The organism is Rickettsia hoogstraalii, assembly GCF_000825685.1.
Lineage (GTDB): Bacteria > Pseudomonadota > Alphaproteobacteria > Rickettsiales > Rickettsiaceae > Rickettsia > Rickettsia hoogstraalii.
In genome coordinates, this window is the sequence record NZ_CCXM01000001.1 from 1106462 (window position 1) to 1133104 (window position 26643).

The following is a 26643-nucleotide window of genomic DNA, read 5'->3' on the forward strand; positions in this document are numbered from 1 at the left end:
CAACTTTTTCTAGGCAATGCCTACTTCGCAGCTCTTTTACGGTCGTTAGGGTCAAGTAGAGCTTTACGCAAACGAATAGATTTCGGTGTTACTTCAACTCGCTCGTCATCCTGTATATAGCTGATTGCCTGCTCTAGAGTTAAAAGCATTGGCGGGGTTAGCCTTATGGCTTCGTCTTTACCTGATGCTCTAACATTGCTTAGTTGCTTTGCTTTTAGCGGATTTACCTCTAAATCATTATCACGATTATGTTCGCCGATAATCATGCCTCTATATACTTTATCGCTAGGGTTTATAAACATTTTTCCCCTTTCTTCTAGATTCCATAGAGCATATGCAACTGCTGCCCCGTCACCGTTAGAGATAAGTACGCCGTTGCGTCTTCCCTCGATAGCTCCTTTATAATCATCATATCCGTGGAAAATACGGTTCATAATCCCCGTGCCTCGTGTTTCGGTTAAAAACTGACTGTGATAGCCGATTAACCCTCTAGAAGGTCCGATAAACGTAACACGGCTTTTACCTCCGCCTGACGGTCTCATATCGGTCATTTCGGCTTTTCTAAGTGCTAAAGATTTTACGACTACTCCAACATAATCGTCATCAACGTCAACCTGAATTTCTTCCATAGGTTCTTGTTTATTACCTTTCTCATCGGTTTGGAATAATACTTCAGGTCTGCTAATAGATAACTCAAACCCTTCACGACGCATAGTTTCGATTAAGATACCAAGCTGTAATTCTCCTCGTCCTGCAACTTGGAAAGCATTTTTTTCAGCTGCTTCGGTAACTTTTAGTGCAACGTTACTCTCAAGCTCACGCATTAACCTAGCTCCAATCAAGCTTGACGTAACTTTTGTCCCTTCACTTCCTGCAAGCGGTGAGTCATTAACGCTAAAAGTCATGGATAAAGTTGGGGGGTCAATAGGTAGAGACGGTACAGCTTCGGTTACTTCAGGTGAACAAATAGTATCGGCAACGTTAGCATTTTCAACGCCTGCTACGGCAATAATATCGCCGGCTGTAGCCTCATCTATAGCGATTCGCTCTAAGCCTATAAATGCTAATATTTTAGTGATACGTCCGGTTTCAAGTACTTTATTCTCACGATTTAATACTTTTACGTTTTGATTGATTTTAACAGTGCCGCTTTGTACACGTCCCGTTAAAACTCTACCGAAGAAAGAATTATATTCTCTAGTAGTAACAAGCATAGAAAACGGTGCTTTATCGTCAGCTGCGGGTTTTGGTACATGTTTTACTATGAGATCAAACAGCGGTGCTAGATCCTCTGCTAAATTGTTTAAAGGATTAATTTTATCATCAAAGTTTAAAGATGCTCTGCCTGCTCTACCTGAGGCATAGACTATAGGGAAATCAAGCTGATCGTTATTTGCCTCGAGTGCCACAAATAGCTCGAATACTTCGTCGATAACTTCTTTAATTCTTTGGTCGTCTCTATCGATTTTATTAATAACAACGATAGGTTTTAAGCCGAGATTTAAAGCTTTAGAAAGTACGAATTTTGTTTGCGGCATTGGTCCTTCAGAAGCGTCGACAAGTAACACAACACCGTCAACCATGCTTAATATGCGTTCTACTTCACCGCCAAAATCAGCATGTCCAGGTGTATCAACGATATTAATACGGATATCGTTCCACATAAGAGCAGTGCATTTGGCTAGTATTGTTATTCCACGCTCACGCTCAAGGTCGTTAGAGTCCATAGCACGCTCGGCTACTGCTTGGTTAGCTCTAAATGTCCCGCTTTGTTTAAGCATATTATCAACAAGCGTAGTTTTCCCATGATCAACGTGGGCAATAATTGCTATATTACGAATAGATGTCATCTTTAAAAATTCTCACAAGTTTACAATAGTTTTCCGTATTATACACTAAAATACCAAAAATTGGAATAAAGTTCTTGAAAAAGAAATTGATTTAACTGCAGAATAAAAATTACTAAGAATTTTTAAACTTTAAAATAAGAGAAATTAATGAACGATAATACAGCTTTATTTATATTTGATTTTGACGGAACTTTAGTTAAAGGACATTCGCATAATTATATTGGAAAGTGGTTAGGAGGTCTTATAGCAGCTAATATACAAAATCGCTTTTTTAGTTCATATGACGAACGTGATAAAGAAAAAGCTAGGCTTGAGCAAAAATTTTCTATAGAGCTGATGGAGGTATTCCTAGATAGTAATAAATTAGGTTGGAAAAATGAAGAGCAATTAATATGTCTTTTTAAAAATATCATATCATCCGGTCATAAAATAGCCATAGCATCGTTTAATGATTACCATCATGCCGTAAAATATGCATTAGAGCAATTATTAGACAAAGAAATAGTAAAAAATATATATATAAAATCAGGTTTACCTTCTAATAATTTTCAAGAAATACAAAATTGTACTAAAAAAGAATATATAAGAGAAATAATTAATAATACCGGAGTAACTAATAAAAAAAACGTATTTTTCATGGATGATGATATTAAACATGTTAATGCTGCAAAAGACTATGGTATTACAGCAGTTTTGGTTGAGAACAAAGGAAAAGAGCATATTCATCAAGCTTGTAATTTTTTATATAAATTTAATGAACAACATGAAATTTATGTTGATTTTAAAGATACTGATACTGAATTTTTTCTTAGCGAAAAAGATTTAAGAGAAACTATTCCATTTGACCCTTGTTCTGATGATTATTATTTGAATAGCGAGGAGTATACACCATGGGGAGAGGGAAATGTGCCAACGTTAGGTAACAGTTCAAGTTTTTAATGATAGACAAATCACCTGATGTTATTTATTCTTGGATTAATAGGGTGTCATTGCGAGCGACTAATAAAGAGCTTGGCAATCTCAGGCAAAATTCCTGAGATTGCCGAGTCGCTTCGCTCCTCGCAATGACGGGGTGGCATCCACGCAACAATGCCTACTCGCAATGACGAAGATAACCGACACCGTTTAATCTAAAAGGACCAAAGATGATATACCGAATATTATGTTTATGTATATTCATAATAAATTTCTCAGTAATAGCAAAAGCAGAAAGTGCACCGATTAAAGAAGATAATTTCAAAGTTAGAGTAGCTGTTGCTGATGTACAATCTATATTAGAAGGTTCGATTGCTATAAAAGATTTGCGTAATAAAATCGAAAAGCTTAACCATAGAATCCAAGAGGATATTGCTGCAAAAGAAGCAGAATTTAAACCGCTGGAAGAGAAATTGCTAAATGAGCGTTCTAATTTAAGTGAAACCGAATTTGAGCATAAAGTAAACGAATTTAATGCAAAAGTTAGCCACGTTAGAAAAGAAATTCAGATTAAGAAAACAAAGCTTGAACAAGCACACGCTGAGGCTATGAGTAGAGTCCATGAAACAACTATTACAATAATTAGTGAACTTGCCGAGAAATATAACCTTAATTTGGTAATTCCAAGTGCTCAAGTCTTATATGCCAAAAATAATTTGAATATAACTTCCGAAGTGACTTTTATGTTGAATGAGAGATTAAAAGAAGTAACGATTAACTATTAATTGTGTTGTATGGTTTAGTTTTAACGTCATTGCGAGGAGATGTGTAGCATCGACGAAGCAATCTCAGGAGTATTATTTCATGAGATTGCCACGCTCCTTGCAGTCGCTCGCAATGACGATTTGGTATTTATTTAACAAGAGTATTTAATATGGCAGAATTTACACCGATTACAATTGCATACGGGGACGGTATAGGTCCTGAAATAATGGAGGCAGTGCTGTATATATTACGTAAAGCTGAGGCTCGTATTCGTTTAGAAACCATTGAAGTAGGTGAAAAGCTTTACAAGAAGCATTATACTTCAGGCATAAGCGAGGAAAGTTGGGAATCAATACAACGTACCGGTATTATACTTAAAGCCCCGATTACTACCCCGCAAGGGGGAGGATATAAAAGTTTAAACGTCACGATTCGTAAAACATTACAGCTTTTTGCTAATATTCGTCCTTCTGTTTCGTTTCATCCTTTTACTAGAACTCTGCATCCAAATTTGAACCTAACTATTATACGTGAGAATGAGGAAGATTTATACGCAGGTATAGAATACCGACAAACGCATAATATGTATGAATCAATGAAGTTGATAAGTCATACTGGTTGTGAAAAAATTATTAGATATGCTTTTGAATATGCAGTAAAAAATAACCGTAAAAAAGTCACGTGCTTAAGCAAAGATAATATTATGAAATTTTCCGATGGGGTTTTTCATAAAGTATTTAATGAGATTGCAAAAGAATATCCGCAAATTAATAACGAGCATTATATTATCGATATCGGAACTGCAAGGCTTGCTACCAAACCGGAAATATTTGATGTTATCGTAACTTCTAATTTATACGGTGATATCATATCCGACGTAGCTGCTGAAATTTCAGGCTCGGTAGGGCTTGCAGGTTCTGCAAATATTGGGCAGCATTATGCGATGTTTGAAGCAGTACATGGAAGTGCTCCCGATATTGCCGGTAAAGATATTGCAAATCCGTCAGGGCTGTTAAATGCTGCTATAATGATGCTAGTACATATAGGGCAGGGTGATATTGCTAGTTTAATCGAAAATGCTTGGAAAAAAACTATAGAGGATGGAATTCACACGACGGATATATATAACGAGCAGAGTTCTAGTAAAAAAGTCGGTACAAAAGAATTTGCTGAAGAAGTAACGAAAAGATTAGGACAGATACCGACAAAGCTACCTAAAGCAGATTATCCGTTGATTGCCGAGAAACAAGAAAGTAATATAGATTATAAAATTAATACTAACGAAGTTAAGAAATTGGTCGGTACGGATATATTTGTGAATATGAATGTATCTTCCGCTCACGATATAGTAGATAAAATTAATAAGCTTGATCTTGGTAATGTTGAGTTAAAAACAATCTCGTCAAAAGGGCTAAAATTATGGCCTCGTGATACAAGGTTTGAAACTGTTTCCGATCATTGGTGTTGTCGTTTTATGAATAAAGACGGCACGGAAATAAAGCATTTAGATATAGCAAGGTTGCTTGAAGCTTTAGGCAAAGCAAATATTGATTTTATCAAAGTAGAGAATTTATTTGAGTTTGATGGTGTGGCAGGGTATAGCTTGGCCCAGGGGGAATAGGTATACAAAACCGTCATTGCGAGGAGATGCATAGCATCGACGAAGCAATCTCATGAAGTGTAAGAAACTCCTGAGATTGCCACGTCGCTACGCTCCTCGCAATGACGAAAAAAGGATAAAAACAATGACACTATATTATATCGGAATTTTATTAGTAATTATTGGATTATTTGCTGTATTTTCAGGGATAATCGGTTTTTTTAGATTTCCTGATTTTTATACTAAATTACATGTAGCAAGTGTTATTGAGAGTTTTGGAGTGCCTGTTTGCTTAATAGGTTTTGCGTGCATTGAAGCAGATATTGTTAACTCCGGTAAATTAATTTTAGCGGCTTTATTGATTTTCCTACTAAATCCAGTAGCAACCCATGCACTCGGTAAAGCCTCGTTATTTATGAAAATTCGAGCTACCGTCATTGCGAGGAAAATTACGAAGTAATTTGACGAAGCAATCTCAGGCTGCTTGATAAGATTGCCACGTCGAAACTACGTTTCTCCTCGCAATGACGTTAAATTTTAATAACCATATGGCAGTAAAAACAGCTTTAAATTTTGATCTCGGCAATTACCTACTTAACTTAATTGCTTTTTTATTGATTTTAATCTCAATAAAAATAATTTTTGCTAAAGATTTACTAAATGCAGTTATTGCTGCGTCAATATTTAGCTTATTAATCGGTGTATCTTATCTTATTATGGATGCTCCTGATGTCGCAATGACTGAGGCAGCACTTGGAGCTTGCTTATCAACATGCGTATATTTGAATTTGTTACGTAAATTACCTCCTGATTTAAAGAATATTGAGAGAACTAATATTATTCTCGCAAGTTTAATATGTTTATTGTTTGTAGTAACTCTTGCTTATATGGGGTTAGAATTACCGAATTACGGTGATGATAATGCTCCTATTCATATGCATTCAAGTAAATATTATCTCGAAAATACCTCTAGAGATATAGGTGTACCTTCTTTTGTTGCGGCTATTCTTGCAAGTTATCGTGGATATGATACTTTAGGTGAAACTAGCGTAATTTTAATTGCAGGAATTGCCGTGCTGTTAGTATTTTCAAAGAAACTTGAGAAAGTGGAAGTGGATTCCCGCTTTCGCGGAAATGACATAAATAATATGAATGACACTGTACTTAAAGCGTACCCAATAATAAAATATATCACTAGTTTTATAATACCTTATATAATTTTATATAGTATATATATTCAGCTTAACGGTGAGTCTTCGCCGGGTGGTGGGTTTCAAGCAGGGGTTATATTTGCATCTAGCCTTATTGCTTATGATTTAGTTTACGGTAATCGAAAATTAAGCAGATATTTTCCTCCTAACGTGCTAATTTGTATTGCTGTTTTAGGTGTAGCAATATATGCAATTGTAGGAACAATATCGCTATTTTTTAACGATAATTATTTAAATTATTATTCACTAACAAATTTTATCAATGATAAGCTACTTGCTCAGCATATCGCTATAGTTATTGTTGAAATTGGTATAGGTTTAACTGTCGCAGCTATTATGTATTTAATTTACAACGTATTTAACTGTATACTCGATGAACTTTAAAAATTGGCTACGTCGTTTTATAAGCTCAATGATGCTCACGTATTAGTATATACGCTCCGCTCATTGACTTATAAACTCCTTGCTCTTTTTAAAGTTGATCTTCGTCTACTAAATAGAGAGTAGAATATGTTTTTATTAATTAAGCATGAATTTATAGTGCAGAATCGTATTAATAATATAATTAAATATATAGTTATATTTTTTTTATTTTGCATAATTAGTACTGTTTTAATTAACAGTGAAAGGGATATTAACAAATTCGGTTTAATTTTTTCGGTAATTTGTTTATTAATTTCATTAATCGGCTTTTCTGCGGTTATATTTAAATCTGATTTGGAAGACGGAAGCTTAGAGTTATTATTATCAATTGTTAGTTATGAAAAAATTATATTAGCTAAATTTTTTGCTATATTTATCAGTAGTACGGTAGGGCTGGTTTTTGTTTTACCCATTATTTATGTTTTTTTTGATCAAACTTTGCTTGAGATAATATTTTTCTTTATTAGCGTATGGATGATGTTAGTTTTATCAAGTAGTTTAGTAGTTTTATCCGGTAGCGTGCAATGTTATTTTAAGAAGAATGCTAACTTTGTCGGTACGTTTATCATGCCGTTATTAATTCCGAATATTATAATGACGGGCTTAATATTACAAGATAATAACTTACAATTAATTTTTATTATGATAGGAATTAATTTAGTATTTTTACCGATTTCATTCTTCTTGAGTTCCTATTTAATTAAAAATATTTATAATATTACGTGATTTTGCTTTATTTTTACTAATGTAGTGATATAAAATAAAGATGAATATTATTAATAAATTTTTTTGAGAAAAATATATGTGGCAGGCTTTACGAAGGTTAATTGCAGCAAATCCTATGGGATTTTTTCTGTGGTCTATTATCACTAAATGGTATTTAATTATAGCAGTTGCTTCCTTAATTACTTTATATTATACAGTATTGGGCTTAAAAAAAATTGGGTTTATAGATTATTTTACTGAAACTACAGTCGAGATATTAGATACAACTAAAGCAGTTGCTCAAAATTGTACTACAAAACTCGGTCCTAATTGGAATCATTTAGTTAGTTTTTGGAATTGCCTAAGTAATTCTGGAGAATATAAGCATGAAGAAGGGACAGGGGCAAAAGTGTTAGAAGATGAAATAAATAAGCTTACGCCAAAACAAGCAGATAGTGCTGCAGACGCTGAACCTCCTATAATAAACCCTTATGAAGAACTAGAAAATCCAAATAATCTTAATAATACCCCAAGCGGTAGTAATAATAATCGTTAATTTATGTCACTTTAATATTATATGTCGGATACTGAAGATAATAAAAACAAACAAACTACACGTCGTGATTTTATGGTTCTAACGGCTAGTAGTGTTGCAGCGGTCGGGGCAGCATGTACTCTTTGGCCTCTCATTGATTCTTTAAACCCTTCTGCAGACGTGCTTGCTTTATCATCAATTGAGGTTGATCTATCAAATATTGCGGTAGGGCAAACAGTTACGGTTAAATGGCAAGGTAAACCGGTTTTTATCACGAACCGTACTCCTGATAAAATAGCTGAAGCAAGAGCCGTAAAGATGTCGGAGCTTATTGATCCTGAGACTGATGAAGCACGTGTGAAAGCAGGGCATGATAATTGGCTTGTAACAATCGGGATTTGCACGCATTTAGGTTGTGTGCCGCTTGCTAATCAAGGTGAGTATGATGGATGGTTCTGCCCGTGTCATGGTTCACAATATGATTCTTCAGGTAGGGTTAGAAGAGGTCCTGCTCCTTTAAATTTAGCAGTGCCGCCTTATACCTTTATTAGCGACAAAAAAATTAGAATCGGGTAGTTTTATTTATGAATGAAGATATTACCCCTAAAAAGCCTAATGCTATTGTTGAGTGGATAGATTATCGTCTACCAATTTTCTCTTTCCTAAAGCATTTTAGTCATTATCAAACTCCAAAAAATCTTAGCTATTTGTGGAATTTAGGCTCTATTGCCGGTATTGCACTAGTAATTCAGATAATTACCGGTGTGGTGCTTGCTATGCACTATACGCCGCATGTTGATCATGCTTTCGATAGTGTTGAGAGAATCATGCGTAATGTTAATTACGGCTGGTTACTGCGTTATACTCATGCGGTAGGTGCATCGATGTTTTTTGCTGCTGTATACTTACACATAGCAAGAGGTTTGTATTACGGCTCTTATAAAGCTCCTAGGGAACTGCTTTGGCATATCGGTATTATCATTTTTCTAACCATGATGGCTACTGCCTTTATGGGTTACGTGCTTCCTTGGGGACAGATGAGCTACTGGGGTGCTACGGTAATTACTAATTTATTCTCGGCTATTCCACTAATAGGAGAATCCATAGTTACTTGGCTTTGGGGTGGTTTTTCTGTTGATAACCCGACATTAAATAGATTCTTTTCACTGCATTATTTATTGCCGTTTATTATTGTTGCTCTTGTGATGCTGCATTTAGTAGCCTTACATCAGCATGGTTCAAATAATCCGAAAGGTATCGACGTTAAAAGCCCTAAAGATACTATTCCTTTCCACCCTTATTATACCGTAAAGGATTTTGTCGGTTTCGGAGTTTATTTCATAATATTCGCTTATTTTATTTTTTACGAACCTAATTATTTAGGACATCCCGATAATTACGTTCCGGCAAATCCTTTAGTTACGCCTGCTCATATCGTACCTGAATGGTATTTTCTACCGTTTTATGCGATCCTTAGAGCCGTACCGTCTAAGCTCGGTGGAGTGTTATTAATGTTCGGAAGTATATTCGTGTTATTCTTACTACCGTGGCTTGATACTTCAAAAGTCAGAAGTAGCAATTGTAGACCGATATATAGAATTGCTTTTTGGATATTTATGGCAGATTGTTTACTGCTTGGTTATTTAGGCGGGCAGCCGGCAGAAGAGCCGTATATTACAATTAGCCGCTTTGCTGCATGCTACTACTTCTTCCATTTTCTAGTAGCTCTACCGCTGATAGGTAAATATGAGAAGCCACTGCCGCTACCGGAGGAGTTGTAGAATCGTTATTGTAAGCAGGTAGTTCTATGTCATTCCTGCGTGGATACTTGGGGCGTCATTGCGAGGAAATTGCATAGCAATTGACGAAGCAATCTCAGGCAAGATTCCTGAGATTGTTTCTTCAAACTACTTGATTAGCAATGACATTTTTTTTTTATTATACAAACTTGTGAAGCAAACCATATAGTATATATAGTAACTAACAAGAAAAATGGTATACTCTATACTGGTGTTACTTCTAATTTAATAAAAAGAATATACCAACGCAAAAATGATATAATTAATGGGTTTAGTAAAAAGTATAATTGCAAAATTTTAGTATTTTATGAGATTCATCAAACTATGAATTCAGCAATAAATAGAGAAAAACAAATTAAAGCCGGTTCAAGAGACAAAAAAATTAAACTAATAGAACAAACAAATATAAATTGGGATGATTTATATAATGAAATTATTCTGTAATAAAAATATCATTGCAAGGAAAGACAAAATCTTAACACGACAATCTTATAAAATAATGATAAACTCCTGAGATTGCTTCGTCAAAATTTTCAATTTTTCCTCGCAATGACGCAATGACGACTCAAAAAATTTATGAAAACAAAACTACTTATTTCTATCATCATACTACTAACTTCGTGCTTAAGTCTAGCCAACGAAAAAGCATTACATCCTAAAAAGATGAAATGGTCGTTTGACGGCGTATTTGGCACAGTTAATCGTGAAGCAGCACAAAGAGGTTTTCAGGTTTATAAAGAAGTTTGTAGTGTCTGCCACGGTTTAAATAATTTATATTACCGTAATCTTAAAGATATCGGTTTTTCGGATGATGAGATAAAAGAGATTGCCAAAGGTTATACGGTAAAAGACGGTCCAAATGATGACGGTGAGATGTTTGACCGTCCCGCTCTTCCATCAGATCGTTTTGTACCTCCTTACCCTAATGAACAAGCAGCAAGAGCGGCTAATAACGGAGCACATCCTCCTGATTTATCGTTGATAATAAAAGCACGTCATGATGGAGCTAATTATATATATTCGTTGCTTACCGGCTATACCGAACCGCCGGCAGATTTTAAGCTAATGCAAGGGGCTCATTATAATCCGTATTTCCCAGGTGAGCAAATAGCAATGCCGCCGCCTCTTACAGACGGGCAGGTAACCTATATGGACGGTACTAACGCAAGCGTAGAGCAGATGTCGCATGATGTTGCAGTATTTCTACAATGGGCAGCTGAGCCGGAAATGGAACATCGTAAATCTATGGGTCTTAAAGTTATGATGTTTTTGGTAGTGTTTACTATCTTTTTCTATATTGCTAAAAATCGCATTTGGTCTAATTTAAAGTAGTTCCTATTATTGGTGTTGTTGCATAGATTATTAAACATGTTCGATGTCATTCCTGCGAAAGCAGGAATCCAAAAAAAATATAAATACAGCAAATTTTTAAAATTAAAAGCTCGCTTTATGCTGGATTCCTGCTTTCGCAGGAATGACATATCAGCCCATGCTGTCCACTCCTTCCCCTTTCTTAGTGCGGTAATTAATTTTTGCTATACTTATCCTAAATTATATAGATAGGTATTTATGATTACTTTACTTGCGGCGATAACAGGATTTATTAGTTCGATAATTCCTGAAATTTTAAAAATATACAAAGATATTAACGACAAAAAACACGAGATAAATATTTTAGATCGTCAAATTGCTAATAACAAACTCAATCAATCCAAAATTTTACAGAGCTTACTATATCACAAGAAATGGCAGAGCAATATTCTCTTTACTCCACTTATAAATCAGGTGTTAGTTGGGTTGATGCTTTAAACGGTTCGGTAAGACCGGTGCTTGCTTATAGTTTCTTTGCAATGTATGGAGGAGTTAAATATGTTCAATATAAATCGTTAAAAAGTTCTGCCCTGCTAGTGGAGTATCTAGATATATTATGGAGTATAGAAGATCAAACTATTTTTGCGGGAATTATTAGCTTTTATTTTGGGCAACGTACTTTCAGCAAATTATGGAAATGTAAGACTTGAATTTTAAATAGATAATTTTATATATTTAAATATATAACTAATAAATATGGAGATAGTGCTATGTTAAAATATATTCTGTCTATAATAGCTATTATTTTATCTAGTAATATTGCAATAGCTAATAAGAATTATGATTCCAGTCATGCAATGCCGCTGCGTCAGGTAGCGGATTTAATAGATAATCAAATTACAAATATTGATAATTTATTTAAAAATAGATTGCCGCTTTATGAATCTAATAGCGTAAAAAGCAATTTTATTACTAAAGATAAGCAGTATATTATTGTTATGGAAGTGCCTGGCTTTGATAAAAGTCAAATTAAGATTAAAGTAAACGGCAATAAATTATTTATTACAGGGAATATAGAAGAAAAAAATAAAGCTGATGGTTCAGATAATTATATGAATAAAAATTTTAATTATGTAATATCATTATATGAAGATGTAGATCAGACAAATATCTCTTCAAGCCTTAAGAATGGAATACTTACTATTATTCTACCTCGCACTGAGGTTAAAGAGCAAGATGCAAGAGAGATAGTAATTGATTAATCAAGCATTGCTAAATTTAGCATTTAATTTTTCTGAAACAAAACCTTTCTCTATATAGATAGGTAATTTTATTAACTCCTGCTTTAGTTCATTGTCTACTCCTGAGGCTTCAAATTTTCGATCGACTAAGAAAATTATAGGTTTGGTGTTATGATAAAGAAGAAGTCAAAATTCGGTTTGTTATCAAAATATCTATTAACACGAGGAAAATGATAAGCATGAGTAATAATAGCAATTTCAGCGTTATTTAAATCAATATTAGACTTTTTTTGAAACTCTATACTTCTCTAGGGGTAATTTGTACGTCGATCCGGTACTCGAATCCTCACGTACGTTTGTGTACGCTGTGGTTCTGTGCTCCGTGTCTCCTTCAAATTCCTCCCTATAAGCGAGTTTCAAAAGAAGTCTATTACCGTTTTCATGCTCTTGATATAGAGTTTTAAATTGTCTGCCTGTATTAACCTGCCCCTCAGGTAATGTAAAAATATAAAAATTTTCTTTTGGATAATCGGTAATAATATTTTTATCAATAGCTTCTTTTAGTAAGCTATTATCATAAGCTCCGCCATTAAACAAAATCATCGGTCCGTATTTTTGTAATTCTTCAGATGTTAGGCTAGATATTTGCTTATCAAGTTTTTTAGCTGTCACTTCTCTTGCAATTTCTATACCGAGCCTCATTCTATTATAACCGTCTTCTTTATCTGCAGCTCCTATATTTTGAGCATCAGAATTAATCGGTATTTTTGTATAAGAATGTCTTGCCGATAAAACCCATACATATTTTATATTCTTATCTATTTCAGGGTTTTCGGTTGTATAAATATTTTGTATTTCAGAGATAAAACTCTTGCGGATTTTTTCATTAGCAGGATCAAACTCTAGATTATTTAGATTGCTAATTATCTGCTCAAAATGTTTATCTTGAGCAAATTTTTGATAATTTTGAAATCCTAGAACTGAGACTATAACTATAATAAATATAGAAATAGCAGTAGTAAAGTTTTTATAGTTTTTCATGGTATAACAACAATTAAATTCCGCTCTCTTATGTCATTCCTAGCTAAAAGCGGGAATCTAGTAAAAAATTTAAAAATGACTGGATTCTGCGATCAAGTCGTGGAATGACAGCACAGAATTTACCTCTTACCACCCGCATTCATAGCAAGGCTTGCGGAAACAAATTCTTCAAGGTCGCCGTCAAGCACTCCTTTAGTATCAGAAGTTTCATAATCGGTACGTAAATCTTTCACCATCTGATAAGGTTGTAAAACATATGATCTAATTTGATGCCCCCAGCTATTATCGGTTTTGGCAGCATTCTGCTCGTTAACGCTGTCTGTGCGTTTTTGCATTTCAAGCTCATAGAGTTTTGCTTGAAGCATCTTCATAGCTTGAGCTTTATTTTTATGCTGTGATCTATCACTTTGACATTGTGTTACCGTATTTGTTGGTATATGGGTGATACGTACCGCAGAATCGGTAGTATTAACGTGCTGTCCGCCTGCTCCGGATGCTCTAAAAGTATCGATTCTTAAATCTTTATCCTCAATAGTAATTGCTATATTATCGTCAATTTCGGGGTATACCCAGCTACTTGCAAAGCTAGTCATTCTTTTACCTGCAGCATTAAACGGGGAAATACGCACTAATCTGTGAACACCGGCTTCGGTCTTAAACCATCCGTAAGCACGCTTACCTATTATCCTAATCGTGCATGATTTAATGCCTGCTTCTTCGCCGTTAATTATATTAATTATTTCGGTTTTAAAGCCGAGTCTCTCGGCAAAACGCAAATACATACGCATCATAATAGATGCCCAGTCATGACTTTCAGTTCCTCCGGCTCCGGCATTAATCTCTAAAAAGCAATTATTACCGTCTGCTTCACCTGAAAATAAGCATTCGGTTTCAAATTTGGCAGCAATGATGCTTAAATTTTTAAAATCCTGTTCAACTTGTGAAAGTGTTTCTAAATCGTTTTCGGCTTCAGCCAGTTCTTCAAGTTCTAAAGCGTCTTTTAAATTAGATTTGAGTTTATTAAAGGCATTTAGTTTTTCTTCCAAATTGCTTTTTTCTCGCAGTAATGTTTGTGCTTTAGCTTGGTCGTTCCATAAGCTCGGATCGGCTGTTAACTCTTCTAACTCTTTCAGTCTTTCAGTTGATGCTTCAACGTCAAAGTGACCTCCAAAGTAGTTCTAAAGACTGCTCAATTTTTTTTACGTAATTTTCTATTTCAGCTCGCATTATTTTTTCCTGTTATAAATTTCGATTTTGTTATATATTATCGTGGTTTAGTGTCATACCGTGGCTTGACCATGGTATCTTGTATCACAGCTTGTGTCCTGAGATCCCGCGATCAAGTCGCGGGATGACACCGCTCCAATAAACAAACGCAAATTATATCACAATAATTATGAATAATCAAAAATATATACGGAACTTCTCAATAATTGCCCATATCGATCACGGTAAATCTACGTTAGCCGATAGGTTAATTGAACATTGCGGCGGCTTGCAGGCCAGAGAAATGAGCCAGCAAGTGCTAGATTCAATGGATATCGAAAAAGAAAGAGGTATAACTATTAAGGCACAAACCGTGCGGCTTGTATATAAAGCTAAAGACGGTAATACTTACTACTTGAATTTAATGGATACTCCGGGGCATGTTGATTTTGCTTATGAAGTTAGTAGGTCACTTGCTGCTTGTGAAGGCTCGTTATTGGTAGTTGATAGTACGCAAGGAGTAGAAGCACAAACTCTTGCCAATGTTTATCAAGCAATCGAGAATGATCACGAGATTGTGCCAGTACTTAACAAGATTGATTTACCCGCTTCTGAACCTGAGCAGGTGAAGCAGCAAATAGAAGATATAATCGGGATCGATGCAAGTGAGGCTGTCTTGATTTCAGCCAAAAGCGGTATAGGTATTGATTTGGTTTTAGAGGCAATAGTAAATAAATTACCTCCGCCAAAAGAAAGTAGTTCTGATATTTTGAAAGTTTTGCTTGTTGATAGTTGGTATGACCCATATCTCGGCGTGGTTATCTTGGTACGCATTATTGATGGAACTTTGCGTAAGAATATGCGGATTAAAATGATGGCTACTAACTCGGTTTATACAGTCGAGAATGTTGGATATTTTACTCCTAAAAAGCATATTTCGGATGTTTTGCATGCAGGCGAAATCGGTTTCTTTACTGCTTCTATAAAGCAAGTAGCGGATTGTAAAGTCGGAGATACTATAACTGATGAGAAGAAACCTTGCGAGCAAGCACTGCCCGGCTTTAAGCCGAACCTACCCGTAGTGTTTTGCGGGCTTTATCCAACAGATAGTGCAGAGTTTGAACATCTAAAGGATTCGCTAGCTAAATTACGCCTTAATGATGCTAGTTTTGAGTATGAAATGGAAAGCTCTTCGGCACTCGGAGTAGGTTTTAGATGCGGCTTTTTAGGGTTATTACATTTAGAGATAATCCAAGAGCGTTTAAGTAGGGAATTCGATTTAGATTTAATCACTACCGCTCCAAGCGTGGTGTATAAAATCCATATGCGGGATGGTGAAAGCTTAGAGATTCATAACCCGGCAGATTTGCCTGATTTGCAAAAAATTGAATCGATGGAAGAGCCTTGGATTAAGGCAACTATAATGGTACCTGATGAGTTTTTAGGTACAGTATTATCGCTTTGTACGGAAAAAAGAGGTGTGCAGCTCGATCATAGCTATATAGCAAATAGAGCTAAAATAATTTATAAATTACCGCTAAATGAGATAGTTTACGATTTTTACGATCGTTTAAAAAGCTGTTCTAAAGGTTATGCAAGTTTTGAATGGCAAATGGATGTTTATGAACCTTCTGAGCTTGTTAAGCTTGGGATTTTGGTTAACGCAGAGGCGGTTGATGCACTGTCCACAATCGTACACCGCTCACGTGCTGAGCAGAGGGGTAGGGCGTTATGCGTGCGGTTAAAGGATTTAATACCAAGGCAGCAGATCGATATAGCCATTCAGGCAAGTATCGGTAGCCGTATTATTGCCCGTGAGACCATTAAGGCTCTACGTAAAGATGTTTTATCTAAATGTTACGGCGGTGATATAAGCCGTAAACGTAAGCTACTTGAGAAGCAAAAAGCAGGTAAAAAGAGAATGAGACAGTACGGAAATATCGAAATTCCGCAATCTGCGTTTATTGCAGCATTGAAAATTGGGGATGAGTAAAACTTTTTTTATTTTATATAAAGAAAACGCTAGACGTTATAATAAAGATTTGTTATAAGAAGTTATCTAAAAATTTTAGATACCTCCACTTATTCCTCGGTAGCTCAGTGGTAGAGCAAACGGCTGTTAACCGTTCAGTCGCTGGTTCGAGTCCGGCCCGGGGAGCCATTCCTCGACTTTCGACAAATTCACGAATGAATCGAACGGCGAATGCAGCATAAAGTCAAGCTTTTTGCCTGTTAATTTAATTGTCGAAAACACAGTTTTTATTAGGCGTCTTTTTCTCTCAACATTCGACAAATTAAAATATTGATGTGCATTGGCAACTAAATTTAGCACATCTATCATTTTTTCCGTAAAACAATTATCACCTTTATTATGCTCCGCTATTTCTAACATTACTTTATCACGACGTGTTGTTAATTTGTATTTATCTTCCTCATATTCTTCATTTGTAAATATATCTTCTAAAAGTTTACTCCTAAGCTTATCAAGTTTATTTTTTATACTTAAAAGCTCTTTATTTAATTCTGTTATTCTTGTGTTATAATAATCTTTTTCATGTTTTGCCGATTCTTTAACACTTTTGATTATTTTGCTCAATAAATCAGGTTCAATATACATTGATACAAAAACTTTTTCTATTTGTTCTAATATTACTTTTTCGTTTGTATAAATTCTGCTATTGCTACCTTTTTCTTTGTAAGCACCTAATAAAATTTCTTCACATTTTATCCCGTCTTTAGATATCCTTTTTTTAGTTTCTGCCGATACTACTCTGCCGGTAATACCGCAAGTTATTGAACCTCTAAACATGTACTCATTTCCTCCCCATTTAAAAGGTACTTTATTCTTGCCTTTCATTACTGATTAGCATTTTTCAAATAATTCTTTAGTAATAATAGGCTCGTAAACGTGGGGATAATATTTATTGCCGTTTTTATAATGTAGTACTCCGTAATAAAAAGTATTATTTAACATTTCATGCACGTATGAACGTCCTAAATAACTCTTTTTGCCTCTTGAATTTGTTAATCCCCACTCTTTAGCTTTCTTCGTTAGCTTGGGTATTGAATATAAACCTGTTGAGTATTCGTCAAAAAGCTTTCTAATTAAAGGTACTCGGCTATGGTCAATACTACATCAGCTTTTTTGCCGTTTTTAACATTAATATAACCGACTGGTGCTGTACTTACACACTCACCGCTTAATAGTTTTTGCTCTATACCATGCTTTACATTATCTCTTATATTATCAACGAAATTTTGAGCTACTGTAACATTTATATTCCAAATCAGTTTTTCGTTAGAAGTTGAATATTTATGAATAATGCAGTTTTCCGTATAAAAATGTATTTCTATTATTCCTTGTTCTACTAGTTCATAAAGCATAGCAGACTGTTTAAAATTACGCTGCAATCTATCTACTTTGTTTATTACTATTGCTATTATTTTCTTTTTTTCGTTGGCCAAATTTTTAGCAAACTCTATAGCTTCCATAAATTTTTTGCGGTTACCTACCGTTGAAGATTCAGCAAACTCAAAACTTTTAGCAATTTCTAAATTTTTATTTTTACAATAATCATTTAATCGTCTTGTTTGTGAATCTATTGAACAACCTTCGTCATATTGTCTTCCAGTTGATACCCTAGATAATGTTATTGCTTCTTCTGCTACTTCTCTATCTTCTAAAAATAACATTTTGAACTCTTTTTAAGTGAAAAATTAAGATTTACTCCTCAGAATCTTCGTACATTTTTTCTAATACCTCTAAGCGTTCGTTTATTCTCTCTATGTCTTCCTTGGTTAAAGGTTCTGCTATTTGCTCCTTTATTTTCTTTCTTAGACCTTTTTCTGGTTCGTCTTGTTTATTATTTTTTCTAAAAATAGATAATATTTTTCTATTAGGCATTTTAACCTCTATTTAATTTGAATTAATTTGATTTTAATTAAGTGATATTAATTGCTTGCTTCGGTTCTATGATATATTGATTCAAATCTTTTCCATTCATCAAACCCATATTGTTCAGCAAAAATCATAGCTTTAGCTATAAGATCATGCTCTTCGTTATTTAAATGCCTTAGTACTATGCTATTTTTTGTCACCGAATAAGTACTAACTTTAATAAGCTCAGATAATTCAAGTGTACCAAGTACTGTCAATAATATTTTGTTAATAGATTCATAAATAGAAAGCCCGTTAATTATAACCGTAACAGGTTTGACTTCCTTAGCTATTACAAGTTTCACTAATTTACGCAAATTTTCATGATCAAAAGGATTTGTAAATTCAATTGTTTCAAGCATGCCAAGCTCATGTTTTTCACAATAAGCTGCAATTCCTGCCGTGAGTTCTTGACTTCTAGAATGAGGTTCTAATAAAAAGATTGATTGAGGTATTAAATTGTTTTGAGTGGCCATATTCTGCTCCCATTATACTTAATTGAGTTAAGTTGTAACCACCGAAGAGCATATCCTTGGTGGTTGGGGAGTTCAAAAAAACCGTTAGCAACAGTTCACAATAGGTTTTAAGCTTAAAGTAATACCTTAAGCTCTGGACATGCCTATCGTCACCCCAACCATAAAAAAGTTGAGGATTGCACCATTTTATGGCTGATGCATATACCATGCTAACAAGAGGTTTTGAAGCCCAAAATAGCCTTAGCTACTTCAGATACGATTTTATATATAACTCCCCGAAAAAGTCAATTAAACTTTACGTTTTATTGTTTTTTTCTTTTTCTTGCCTAATACTTACTTCCATAATAATTTTTACAAATTCAATTAATCTTCTTGCTGCTTTGTGTAATTCCGGTTCGGATAATTTGCCATCATATTTTTTTCTAATATCATTAACTATAGATTCATATAATTTGTTCTGTTTACTCATAAGTTAGTTCCTTTGCGTATTTCACTAAAACATAATCGAGCAGTGCTAAACTATCGGCTTCGTTATCGTCAATCGGTTAAAATCCTTTCTTCTTAACCTCTTCTATAACTTCCTCTTTATTAGCGTTACCTTTGCCGGTTATATGTTTCTTAATAGTGCCGACCGGTATGCCTAAGTAAGGTATTTGGTAATGCTCACAAGAAGCTGTTAAAACAGCTAGAAACCCGCCATATTTATGAGCAGCATCTACACCTTTGTGACTTCGCACCGATTCAAAATAAATATGGTCAATTCCGTCTTCGGCGTTTTTGATATCTACTAACCACCGTCTGAATCGTACGAATACCATGCCGCCGCCCTCAAACTTGTTAGGTTTAAAATTAATAGTGCCTGATTTAGTCATTTGCTCTTTATTATGTACAGCCCAGCCGGTAGTAGTGCCGAGATCAAGAGCTAAGATTGTTTTTTGATTTTGTGATTTATTCATTTTTCTATCTTTAATAATTGATAAAGCCTTTTTAATAATTGTTTTAATGATTCTTTAGCGGCACTGTCTGAAATGAAATCATAAAAATCATTAGGAGTAACAAGTCCCGAAGTAGCTAAGTAAATTCTATGCATAATTGCTAATCTAGGAATTGCTTTTTCGTGCAAATATTTATGAATATGCGACTGAGAAACTCCAATCCTTACAGCCATTTCGCTTGGTGATATTCCTGTTATATCTATATATTCCTCTAATTTCATAAATATACCTTTAATCAAGAAATAGGCTACAAAAGCTAAGGCATATTTGTGTTCCTGCTAGTTTCGATAGAGCTTAATTTTAAATATTCGCATGTATTTGCAACCTAATTTAAAGTTACTTTACATCTAATTTTAAAGGCTGTGTAAAAATTTAACTTAAAGTTAAATTATGATAACCATAAACCTTGAAAACCTTAAGGATAAAGGTTTTAGAAATTCAACTTAAAGTTAAATGAGGTTGAAAAGGTTTTAAAAATAGGGAATGTTGTAAGTACAAGTTCAATTTAAAAAGGAGAAAATTATGAATTTGGATTTAGTTAATAACGACATTTTAAATGTACCGATAGGAAGCCTTGCTAAGTTTGAAACAAAGCAATTATATGAGTATTTGACGGAAGCTAATAAAAGGCTGGATGAAGCTAAGAAATTCAAGGACTGGCTGCACTCAGCTATAGCCTTAAAATACGATCCGTTTGTAAAAGCTAAACGTAAAAGAATGGAAAAAGATACGGGTATTATTCATATAGACGAGTCGAATTTTAAAATAACTAATGATGTACCTAAAAAAGTCGAGTGGCGGCAGGACATACTCGGTAGGTTACTAGCTGATTTAATAGCAAAAGGCGGCAATATGTCTGACTATGTTGAAATCACTTACCATATACCCGAAGCAAAATATAACTCTTTGTCTGAAAAGGAAAAATATAAAATAAATGCCGCTAGAATAATTAGACTTGGTAATCCCGTTTATAAGATAACAAAACAAAATAATAGCGAGTTTGAAACGATTACGCTTGATCAATTTATGTTAGAGTTGGAGGGAAGCCATGAATAAATTACCTATCATAAGTGCTGATGAGCGATTAGCCGAAAAGCGAGGGATTAAGGGGTGTATCTTCGGCAAATACGGCATCGGTAAGACTAGTCTGCTTTTATACATTGCCGTCAGAGAGTACATTGTTTTTTGACCTAGAAGCTGGGGATTTAGCAGTTTCAGGATGGCAAGGTGACAGCATCCGCCCAAGAATTTGGCAGGAATGTAGAGATTTTGCGGTATATATCGGTGGTGCTAGTCCTGCGGTTAAAGATAACGTCATATACGGCAAAGCTCACTTTGAAGATGTTTGTAAACGTTTTGGTGATCCCAAGAGTCTAAACAAATACGAAACTATCTTTATTGACTCTATTACCGTTGCTGGTCGTTTGTGTTTGCAGTGGTGTAAGTCGCAACCGCAAGCTATTAGCGAGCGAACCGGCAAGGAAGATTTAAGAGCTATGTACGGTTTACATGGTCAGGAAATGATTAACTGGTTAACTCACTTAATAGCACACAAGAGATAAAAATATTTGGTTTGTAGGCATCTTAGAAGAAAAGCTTGACGATACTAACCGCAAGTATTTTGGATTGCAAATTGACGGCAGTAAAACAGCATTAGAGCTGCCTGCTATTGTCGACCAAGTTATTACCATGACGCAAAAGGAAGATAAAAGGGTTTTTATCAACCATACTAATAACCCTTACGGCTATCCTGCAAAAGACCGGTTAGGAAAGCTTGAGATGATTGAACCTGCAAACTTAAACAACTTAATGGATAAAATTAAAACTAAAATAATAATTAACTAAAATAGGGATATACATATGAATTATTACGATTTCAATACAGCTGTTTTACAAGCAAATTATGACTTAATACCAAGAGGCACAATAGCCAAAGTAAATATCCATATTAAACGAGGTGGTTATAATGATGAATCGCAAGGCTGGCATGGCGGCTACGCTACTAAAAGCAAGAATAGCGGTGCGATTTATTTTGATTGCGAGTTTACCGTTTTAGAGGGCGAATATTCCAAACGTAAAGTTTGGAGCTTAATCGATCTTTATAGCGATAATAATAACAATAAATGGGGTGAGATGGGTAGAAGCTTTATACGTTCTATTTTAAACTCTGCACGAGGATTTTCTGATAAAGACAATTCTGACGCTGCACAGGAAGCTCGTAAGATTATAGACTTTAGCGAGCTGGACGGCTTAGAATTTATAGCTAAAATTGATATTGAGGTTGATGCTTCAGGCACAGAGCGAAACGTTATAAAGTTTGCTCTAGACCCCAGCCATAAGGATTACACTAAATATATGAGCGGTAGCAATGATATTTTAAGCTGGGCTTAAGAGAGACTATTATGACAAAATTAGATTTTAACCATCGTAATAATAATTTGGGTGTAATAACTAAGCAAATAAACGACCATATCAATATATATTTATGGCAAAAACACCAATTCGAGCCGGCACGTAAATATTTAGGTGCATCACAATTAGGCTTGCCTTGCTCTCGTGCTTTACAATACGAGTATAAAAACTCTCGCTTTGGTCTTGCAAGTAGTTTCGATGCTAAATCTATACGTATTTTTGCAGCCGGTCATTTATTCGAGGAGTTACTGATCAGTTGGTTACAAAAAAGCGGATTTGACTTAGTTACACGTGATAAAGACGGTAAACAGCTTGGCTTTAAAGTAGCAGATAGCAGGATTGCAGGACATATTGACGGAGTAATTACCGCAGCCCCTAAGGAACTTGGTTTAACTTGTCCTTGTCTATGGGAAACTAAAAGTATGAATAATAGAAATTGGAACGATATTACTCGCAAAGGTCTAGTTTATCCAAGCCTATATATGCTGCTCAAATTGCTTTGTATCAGGCTTATATGGAGGAAACTATTACGGGTATTTCTAAGAATCCTTGTTTATTTACGGCAATAAATAAAGATACTTCCGAAATATATGCGGAAGCTATACCGTTTGATGCCGAGCTTGCCCAAAGGATGAGTGATAAGGCGGTTAATATTATCAAAGCTACCAAGGTTGGGGGGCTGTTACCAAGGCACTACAGCAATCCTGATATTTTTGAGTGTAAAATGTGCGAGTTTAGATCTAAATGTTGGAATATACAGGAGGAAGAAGTCTTATATGAGTGAAATCCTACCTGTAAAAGATGACATTAAAGCCTATTGCTGGGTAGTATTTAGTTATCTTGATGGACGCGCTCCCTTGCGTTCATTTGCCGAGAAAGGAGGCGGTAATAACAAGCCGCCGTCCTGCTTTTGGGTTGATGCGGACGATGATATAACTGATAAAGTTTTTGATTTTGCAGAATTTGCTAATAGAAAAAAGGCAGGTTGTTACGTAATTCCTGGGGTAGTAGAGGAAGTAGGACAAGCAAAGAGTCATGATATAAAGCAAATGCAGGTATTGCTGATTGATCTTGATAACGGCGATATTGAAAGCAAATTACGTATCTTAGAAAATAGCTTAGGTGAAGCTACGTTAATCGTAGAATCAGGCGGAATTACTGAAAGCAAACAAGCTAAGCTGCATGTTTATTGGCAATTAATTAGAGCTGTTAGCGGTGAGAAATTACAGCAGTTACTACAGCTTAGGCATAAAATAGCTTTAGCGGTTGGCGGCGATGTTAGCTTTAAATCAGCACATCAGCCTATTAGGATTGCAGGTTCGGTTTATCACAAACACGGCACACTGAAGCCGGTTAAGATAAGGTCATATAGCCGTATAGCCGTATGGAGTATGAGCTTGGGGAATTAATAGAGAACGCTAAAAAACTACAAATTAACGAAACTTCAAGTATCGATAATAATTTCTTTGATTTTCAGAATTTAGTATCTGACCGCAAGCCTTTAAATGAAATAATAACTAGCAAAGTATATGAGGGTGGCATTGGTGAATATACAAGATTTAATTGTTTAAGCAAAGTTATAGGTTACTGGTTAAGAGACGCTACCATGAAGGACTTACTACACATGAGGAAGTAATAGAAGAAATATTATAGCTATAATTTTGCGAATGTCGTGCCGCCATGGTCAAAAGATAGATTACAGCAAGAAATAAATAACTTATGGAAACTACATATTAAAAAATATGGCAAACCTAAAAAAGTAAATAATCAAGAAATTGATATTTTTGATTTAGGTTATTTCTTAACAGATCAAAGTGAATTGCCGCAAGATATAATAGCTCCTCGTATACTAACACCAAGAGGCATGCTTGTTTTTGGCGGTTCACCTAAAGTAGGTAAAAGTGATTTTTTATTGTCTTTATTCACTTACTTAGCAGCAGGTGTAGAGTTTTTATGGTTCAAAACCATAAAGCCTTTAAAGATTTTTTATTTTCAAACCGAGGTAGAATATCATTACTTACGAGAAAGATTACAAAACATTAAATTACCAAAAGAACTACTAAGGCAAGCACTACATAATTTATACATAACACCGAGTAATAAAAAAATATCATTAAATGATGAGGGAATAAAAAACTTAGTAGGAAATGTAAAAAAAGCTTTAAATGGCTTGCCTGACATTATCGCAGTCGATCCTATTCGTAACGTATTTGATGGCGGAAGAGTTGGAGCTACCGAGAACGAAAACGATGCAATGATATTCTTTTTAAGGGAACGAATAGAGAAATTAAGAGATATGATAAATCCTGAAGCCGGTATTGTTTTAGTCCATCATACTAAGAAAATAACAAGGCAGCAGCTAGAAGAAGACCCGTTCCAAGCTTTCAGCGGTGCTAGTAGTTTACGTGGTTATTACACTAGTGGAGCTTTATTATACAAATCAGAAACTAATGACCATCACCGACATTTGATTTTTGAACTACGTAACGGCAAAGCAATTAGACCTAAAATACTGCAAAAGGAAGATGATGTTTGGAGTGAAGTAAACATTATAGAGGAGCGTATTGCTCACAAAACAAAAGGCACGTTATATGACCGAGAACGTGAGCGAAGAATCAATGTAATTATAAAATTGTTAGAGGCAGATAGCATAAAAGGCAAGTTTTATTTGATGAAACAATTTGCTCAAAAGTACCAAAATTACAAAGGCTTAGGCGGTAGAAGAGCAATTTATGATGATTGTTCAGTAGCTGCTACTCAAGGCATAATTAAGTTTTTTGATAATCCTGAAGAATATGGAATTAATCTTGTCGGTAAAAATGCCTCTTTCGGTTTTATGTGTAGCGAAAATATGTATATGAACACAATAAAAGTTATAAATGGTGAGACTAATGAAATTACAAAAGATTATATTAAAATATTACCAACCCATTACAAAGAGGAGTGTGACGGAAGAAAAACAGTGATGATAAATAATGAAAATTGGAATGTAGAATGATAGTTCATTGTGCATTTCATTGTGTATTCATTGTGCATCTGCATTATGAAACCCTTTAAAAACCTTATACTTATGCGTGTTTTAGAGGTAGCTCATTGTGCATTCTGCATTATGAAAAAAATGCACTACGGCATTAAGAGCAATCCTTTATTCTATAAGGCTTTGCAGACAAGTTCATGATGTTGCATTTATCCCCTTTATAAATAAAGGGCTTATTGCATTAAGCCCGTACTTATTTAACAGGATAATTTTGCGTGGGCGAGGCAAGATGCAAAACGATTAACAAAAAATCAAAGGTACAAAAATGATGGAAATAAATAAACAGGACAAAAGACCTATTGCTAAATTTTATCGTTGCTATCTTGAGGATATAAAAAACGGTGTCGGCTTAAACAAATGCCGTGGCATCAATGAAGAGCAGTTTAGAGCGGCTGATCGAATAGCTTGCAATTACGAGCGTGCTTTTGCAGGTAACGGGACCGGTAGCATCATTAAAGTTGAAAACATCAAGCAAATCAAAAGCAGTTATAACTTAGTAAAGCTTGAATCTCAAATTGATGCCCTGCATAACCACAAGCTGGTATTCTCACGGCTAAATAAAAAATCACAAGAGATTATCGAACATTTTTGTTTGAATGAGCTACCTGTACGACAGTTTGAGCTGAAGCAAATCCCGCAGTGGATTAAGGGTGCAGGTACAGTACGTTTATGAGAAGCATTAGATGATTTAGCAGAGATTTATAAGAATTTACCGAGGTAAAAACAAAGGAAACTTAACTTAAAGTTAAATTTTGTAATTAGAATTGCTTTAAGGTAAAGGGGTTTAAAAATAAGTGCTTAACTTTAAGTTAAATTCTCTAAAACCCCATTGCTATGCGGTAAACCGGATGATATAATGGTATGTAAGAATGAAATTAGTAGAGCAATATGTCAGTCACTAGAGAACAAATTAGCAATAGCAAATTAGAGCAACTACTACCGCCGATAGCAATTAATGCGAATAAGAATGATATAGCGGTAGCAGAAGTATCAGGCTTTGAAAGTGCAAACCTTATGATATCGGTTGGCACTTCTGCAGTGGAACTAGACGATACGCATTATATGCAGGTTAAGCTTCAACATTCCAATGATAAGGATATTAACTTCCAAGACTGTTCAAATGAATCGGTAATAAGCAATACCGGGTTTTGGGAATAATATTTCAGTTAAAGAACAAAATACCG

General features: G+C 34.9%; 34 protein-coding genes, 1 tRNA gene and 4 pseudogenes. 28 read left to right on the forward strand and 11 right to left on the reverse strand.

Annotated features, from left to right (window positions below; genetic code table 11):
- Positions 1–20: 20 nt before the first annotated feature.
- A complete protein-coding gene (gene typA / locus BN1174_RS05700) occupies positions 21–1850 on the reverse strand; it encodes a translational GTPase TypA (RefSeq protein ID WP_040257229.1) in 1830 nt (609 codons plus the stop codon).
- A gap of 147 nt (positions 1851–1997) precedes the next feature.
- Between typA and BN1174_RS05705 the strand changes: the two genes are divergently transcribed.
- The 15 genes and pseudogenes from BN1174_RS05705 (at position 1998) to BN1174_RS05765 (ending at position 12376) form a co-directional block, all read left to right on the forward strand.
- Positions 1998–2789, forward strand: a complete 792-nt coding sequence (locus tag BN1174_RS05705; RefSeq protein ID WP_040257231.1) for an HAD family hydrolase — start codon at positions 1998–2000, stop codon at positions 2787–2789.
- A 206-nt stretch (positions 2790–2995) separates the two neighbouring features.
- Entirely contained in the window at positions 2996–3550 is a 555-nt protein-coding gene (locus BN1174_RS05710) for an OmpH family outer membrane protein (RefSeq protein WP_040257233.1), read from the forward strand.
- Between the two features lie 149 nt (positions 3551–3699).
- Entirely contained in the window at positions 3700–5151 is a 1452-nt protein-coding gene (locus BN1174_RS05715; protein WP_040257234.1) for an NADP-dependent isocitrate dehydrogenase, read from the forward strand.
- A gap of 124 nt (positions 5152–5275) precedes the next feature.
- Positions 5276–5590 (forward strand): Na+/H+ antiporter subunit G, encoded by a 315-nt coding sequence (locus tag BN1174_RS05720; protein WP_040257236.1) that lies wholly within the window; start codon positions 5276–5278, stop codon positions 5588–5590.
- An 88-nt stretch (positions 5591–5678) separates the two neighbouring features.
- A complete protein-coding gene (locus tag BN1174_RS05725) occupies positions 5679–6725 on the forward strand; it encodes a DUF4040 domain-containing protein (RefSeq protein ID WP_408005876.1) in 1047 nt (348 codons plus the stop codon).
- 126 nt (positions 6726–6851) lie between these two features.
- On the forward strand, positions 6852–7490 hold the full coding sequence (locus tag BN1174_RS05730) for a heme exporter protein CcmB (RefSeq protein ID WP_040257240.1): 639 nt from the start codon (positions 6852–6854) through the stop codon (positions 7488–7490).
- A gap of 76 nt (positions 7491–7566) precedes the next feature.
- A complete protein-coding gene (locus BN1174_RS05735) occupies positions 7567–8025 on the forward strand; it encodes a DUF2670 domain-containing protein (protein WP_040257243.1) in 459 nt (152 codons plus the stop codon).
- 21 nt (positions 8026–8046) lie between these two features.
- Positions 8047–8580: a ubiquinol-cytochrome c reductase iron-sulfur subunit gene (petA, locus tag BN1174_RS05740; protein ID WP_040257244.1), complete on the forward strand. Its 534-nt coding sequence runs from the start codon at positions 8047–8049 to the stop codon at positions 8578–8580.
- Between the two features lie 8 nt (positions 8581–8588).
- Positions 8589–9785, forward strand: a complete 1197-nt coding sequence (locus BN1174_RS05745; RefSeq protein ID WP_040257246.1) for a cytochrome b — start codon at positions 8589–8591, stop codon at positions 9783–9785.
- Positions 9786–9843: 58 nt separating this feature from the next.
- Positions 9844–9972: a hypothetical protein gene (locus BN1174_RS12340; RefSeq protein ID WP_269379014.1), complete on the forward strand. Its 129-nt coding sequence runs from the start codon at positions 9844–9846 to the stop codon at positions 9970–9972.
- A 29-nt stretch (positions 9973–10001) separates the two neighbouring features.
- Positions 10002–10124: pseudogene (locus BN1174_RS11825) on the forward strand (GIY-YIG nuclease family protein); the annotation flags it as partial.
- 3 nt (positions 10125–10127) lie between these two features.
- Positions 10128–10247: a GIY-YIG nuclease family protein gene (locus tag BN1174_RS11830; RefSeq protein WP_231555812.1), complete on the forward strand. Its 120-nt coding sequence runs from the start codon at positions 10128–10130 to the stop codon at positions 10245–10247.
- A gap of 132 nt (positions 10248–10379) precedes the next feature.
- Positions 10380–11135 carry a cytochrome c1 gene (locus BN1174_RS05755; protein WP_040257250.1) on the forward strand — a complete coding sequence of 252 codons (756 nt, stop codon included), beginning with the start codon at positions 10380–10382 and terminating at the stop codon, positions 11133–11135.
- Positions 11136–11548: 413 nt separating this feature from the next.
- On the forward strand, positions 11549–11824 hold the full coding sequence (locus BN1174_RS10105; RefSeq protein ID WP_040257252.1) for a hypothetical protein: 276 nt from the start codon (positions 11549–11551) through the stop codon (positions 11822–11824).
- A gap of 60 nt (positions 11825–11884) precedes the next feature.
- On the forward strand, positions 11885–12376 hold the full coding sequence (locus BN1174_RS05765; RefSeq protein ID WP_040257253.1) for an Hsp20/alpha crystallin family protein: 492 nt from the start codon (positions 11885–11887) through the stop codon (positions 12374–12376).
- A gap of 285 nt (positions 12377–12661) precedes the next feature.
- On the opposite strand, the pseudogene BN1174_RS11835 reads toward BN1174_RS05765, so the two are convergent.
- The 3 genes and pseudogenes from BN1174_RS11835 to prfB form a co-directional block, all read right to left on the reverse strand.
- Positions 12662–12784 (reverse strand): annotated as a pseudogene (locus tag BN1174_RS11835) (palindromic element RPE1 domain-containing protein); the annotation flags it as partial.
- A pseudogene (locus BN1174_RS12715) lies at positions 12772–12958 on the reverse strand (hypothetical protein). The pseudogenes BN1174_RS12715 and BN1174_RS11835, both read right to left, overlap by 13 nt.
- A gap of 557 nt (positions 12959–13515) precedes the next feature.
- Positions 13516–14623, reverse strand: a protein-coding gene (gene prfB, locus BN1174_RS05775) for a peptide chain release factor 2 (RefSeq protein WP_156138508.1) whose coding sequence is annotated in 2 segments (ribosomal slippage) — positions 13516–14553 and positions 14555–14623 — 1107 coding nt in all. Because the reading frame shifts where the segments join, the coding sequence is not laid out codon by codon here.
- A 169-nt stretch (positions 14624–14792) separates the two neighbouring features.
- On the opposite strand from prfB, the gene lepA reads away from it, so the two are divergent.
- Positions 14793–16595, forward strand: coding sequence for a translation elongation factor 4 (lepA, locus tag BN1174_RS05780; RefSeq protein WP_040257258.1), 1803 nt, complete (start codon positions 14793–14795; stop codon positions 16593–16595).
- 93 nt (positions 16596–16688) lie between these two features.
- Positions 16689–16763, forward strand: a tRNA-Asn gene (locus tag BN1174_RS05785).
- A gap of 702 nt (positions 16764–17465) precedes the next feature.
- Here the strand turns inward: BN1174_RS05785 and BN1174_RS13155 are convergent.
- From BN1174_RS13155 to BN1174_RS10120, 7 genes and pseudogenes are all read right to left on the reverse strand, one after another.
- Positions 17466–17732 (reverse strand): recombinase family protein, encoded by a 267-nt coding sequence (locus BN1174_RS13155; RefSeq protein ID WP_082022313.1) that lies wholly within the window; start codon positions 17730–17732, stop codon positions 17466–17468.
- Positions 17708–18295 (reverse strand): recombinase family protein, encoded by a 588-nt coding sequence (locus tag BN1174_RS05790; RefSeq protein WP_040257260.1) that lies wholly within the window; start codon positions 18293–18295, stop codon positions 17708–17710. Before BN1174_RS05790 ends, BN1174_RS13155 begins: the two co-directional genes overlap by 25 nt.
- A gap of 31 nt (positions 18296–18326) precedes the next feature.
- A complete protein-coding gene (locus BN1174_RS05795) occupies positions 18327–18506 on the reverse strand; it encodes a hypothetical protein (protein WP_040257262.1) in 180 nt (59 codons plus the stop codon).
- A gap of 47 nt (positions 18507–18553) precedes the next feature.
- The gene (locus tag BN1174_RS05800) at positions 18554–19015 is read right to left on the reverse strand and encodes a hypothetical protein (RefSeq protein ID WP_040257264.1); all 462 of its coding nucleotides are present in this window, start codon (positions 19013–19015) and stop codon (positions 18554–18556) included.
- A 295-nt stretch (positions 19016–19310) separates the two neighbouring features.
- Complete coding sequence (locus BN1174_RS10115) at positions 19311–19484, reverse strand: hypothetical protein (RefSeq protein WP_156138509.1); 174 nt, start codon at positions 19482–19484, stop codon at positions 19311–19313.
- Between the two features lie 79 nt (positions 19485–19563).
- A pseudogene (locus tag BN1174_RS05805) lies at positions 19564–19971 on the reverse strand (crossover junction endodeoxyribonuclease RuvC); the annotation flags it as partial.
- Positions 19968–20231 (reverse strand): helix-turn-helix domain-containing protein, encoded by a 264-nt coding sequence (locus BN1174_RS10120; RefSeq protein ID WP_197062050.1) that lies wholly within the window; start codon positions 20229–20231, stop codon positions 19968–19970. The gene BN1174_RS10120 and the pseudogene BN1174_RS05805, both read right to left, overlap by 4 nt.
- 301 nt (positions 20232–20532) lie before the next feature.
- On the opposite strand from BN1174_RS10120, the gene BN1174_RS05815 reads away from it, so the two are divergent.
- The 11 genes from BN1174_RS05815 to BN1174_RS05855 all read left to right on the forward strand — a co-directional run bounded on the left by BN1174_RS05815 (position 20533) and on the right by BN1174_RS05855 (position 26617).
- Complete coding sequence (locus BN1174_RS05815; protein ID WP_040257267.1) at positions 20533–21066, forward strand: hypothetical protein; 534 nt, start codon at positions 20533–20535, stop codon at positions 21064–21066.
- A 104-nt stretch (positions 21067–21170) separates the two neighbouring features.
- Positions 21171–21572 (forward strand): AAA family ATPase, encoded by a 402-nt coding sequence (locus BN1174_RS13330; protein ID WP_331370580.1) that lies wholly within the window; start codon positions 21171–21173, stop codon positions 21570–21572.
- A gap of 19 nt (positions 21573–21591) precedes the next feature.
- The gene (locus BN1174_RS13335; RefSeq protein ID WP_331370596.1) at positions 21592–21855 is read left to right on the forward strand and encodes a DEAD/DEAH box helicase family protein; all 264 of its coding nucleotides are present in this window, start codon (positions 21592–21594) and stop codon (positions 21853–21855) included.
- A 15-nt stretch (positions 21856–21870) separates the two neighbouring features.
- The gene (locus tag BN1174_RS05825; protein WP_052454742.1) at positions 21871–22401 is read left to right on the forward strand and encodes a hypothetical protein; all 531 of its coding nucleotides are present in this window, start codon (positions 21871–21873) and stop codon (positions 22399–22401) included.
- A gap of 11 nt (positions 22402–22412) precedes the next feature.
- On the forward strand, positions 22413–22991 hold the full coding sequence (locus BN1174_RS05830; RefSeq protein ID WP_197062051.1) for a hypothetical protein: 579 nt from the start codon (positions 22413–22415) through the stop codon (positions 22989–22991).
- Positions 22937–23206, forward strand: coding sequence for a hypothetical protein (locus BN1174_RS10935; RefSeq protein ID WP_197062052.1), 270 nt, complete (start codon positions 22937–22939; stop codon positions 23204–23206). Before BN1174_RS05830 ends, BN1174_RS10935 begins: the two co-directional genes overlap by 55 nt.
- Positions 23199–23831, forward strand: coding sequence for a hypothetical protein (locus BN1174_RS05835; protein ID WP_040257269.1), 633 nt, complete (start codon positions 23199–23201; stop codon positions 23829–23831). The genes BN1174_RS10935 and BN1174_RS05835 overlap by 8 nt, the downstream gene beginning before the upstream one ends.
- Positions 23807–24058, forward strand: a complete 252-nt coding sequence (locus BN1174_RS05840) for a hypothetical protein (RefSeq protein WP_040257271.1) — start codon at positions 23807–23809, stop codon at positions 24056–24058. Before BN1174_RS05835 ends, BN1174_RS05840 begins: the two co-directional genes overlap by 25 nt.
- A 36-nt stretch (positions 24059–24094) precedes the next feature.
- Positions 24095–25420 (forward strand): AAA family ATPase, encoded by a 1326-nt coding sequence (locus tag BN1174_RS05845; RefSeq protein WP_052454743.1) that lies wholly within the window; start codon positions 24095–24097, stop codon positions 25418–25420.
- A gap of 304 nt (positions 25421–25724) precedes the next feature.
- Positions 25725–26132, forward strand: a complete 408-nt coding sequence (locus BN1174_RS05850) for a hypothetical protein (protein ID WP_156138510.1) — start codon at positions 25725–25727, stop codon at positions 26130–26132.
- 215 nt (positions 26133–26347) lie between these two features.
- Entirely contained in the window at positions 26348–26617 is a 270-nt protein-coding gene (locus tag BN1174_RS05855; protein ID WP_040257275.1) for a hypothetical protein, read from the forward strand.
- Positions 26618–26643: the final 26 nt, after the last annotated feature.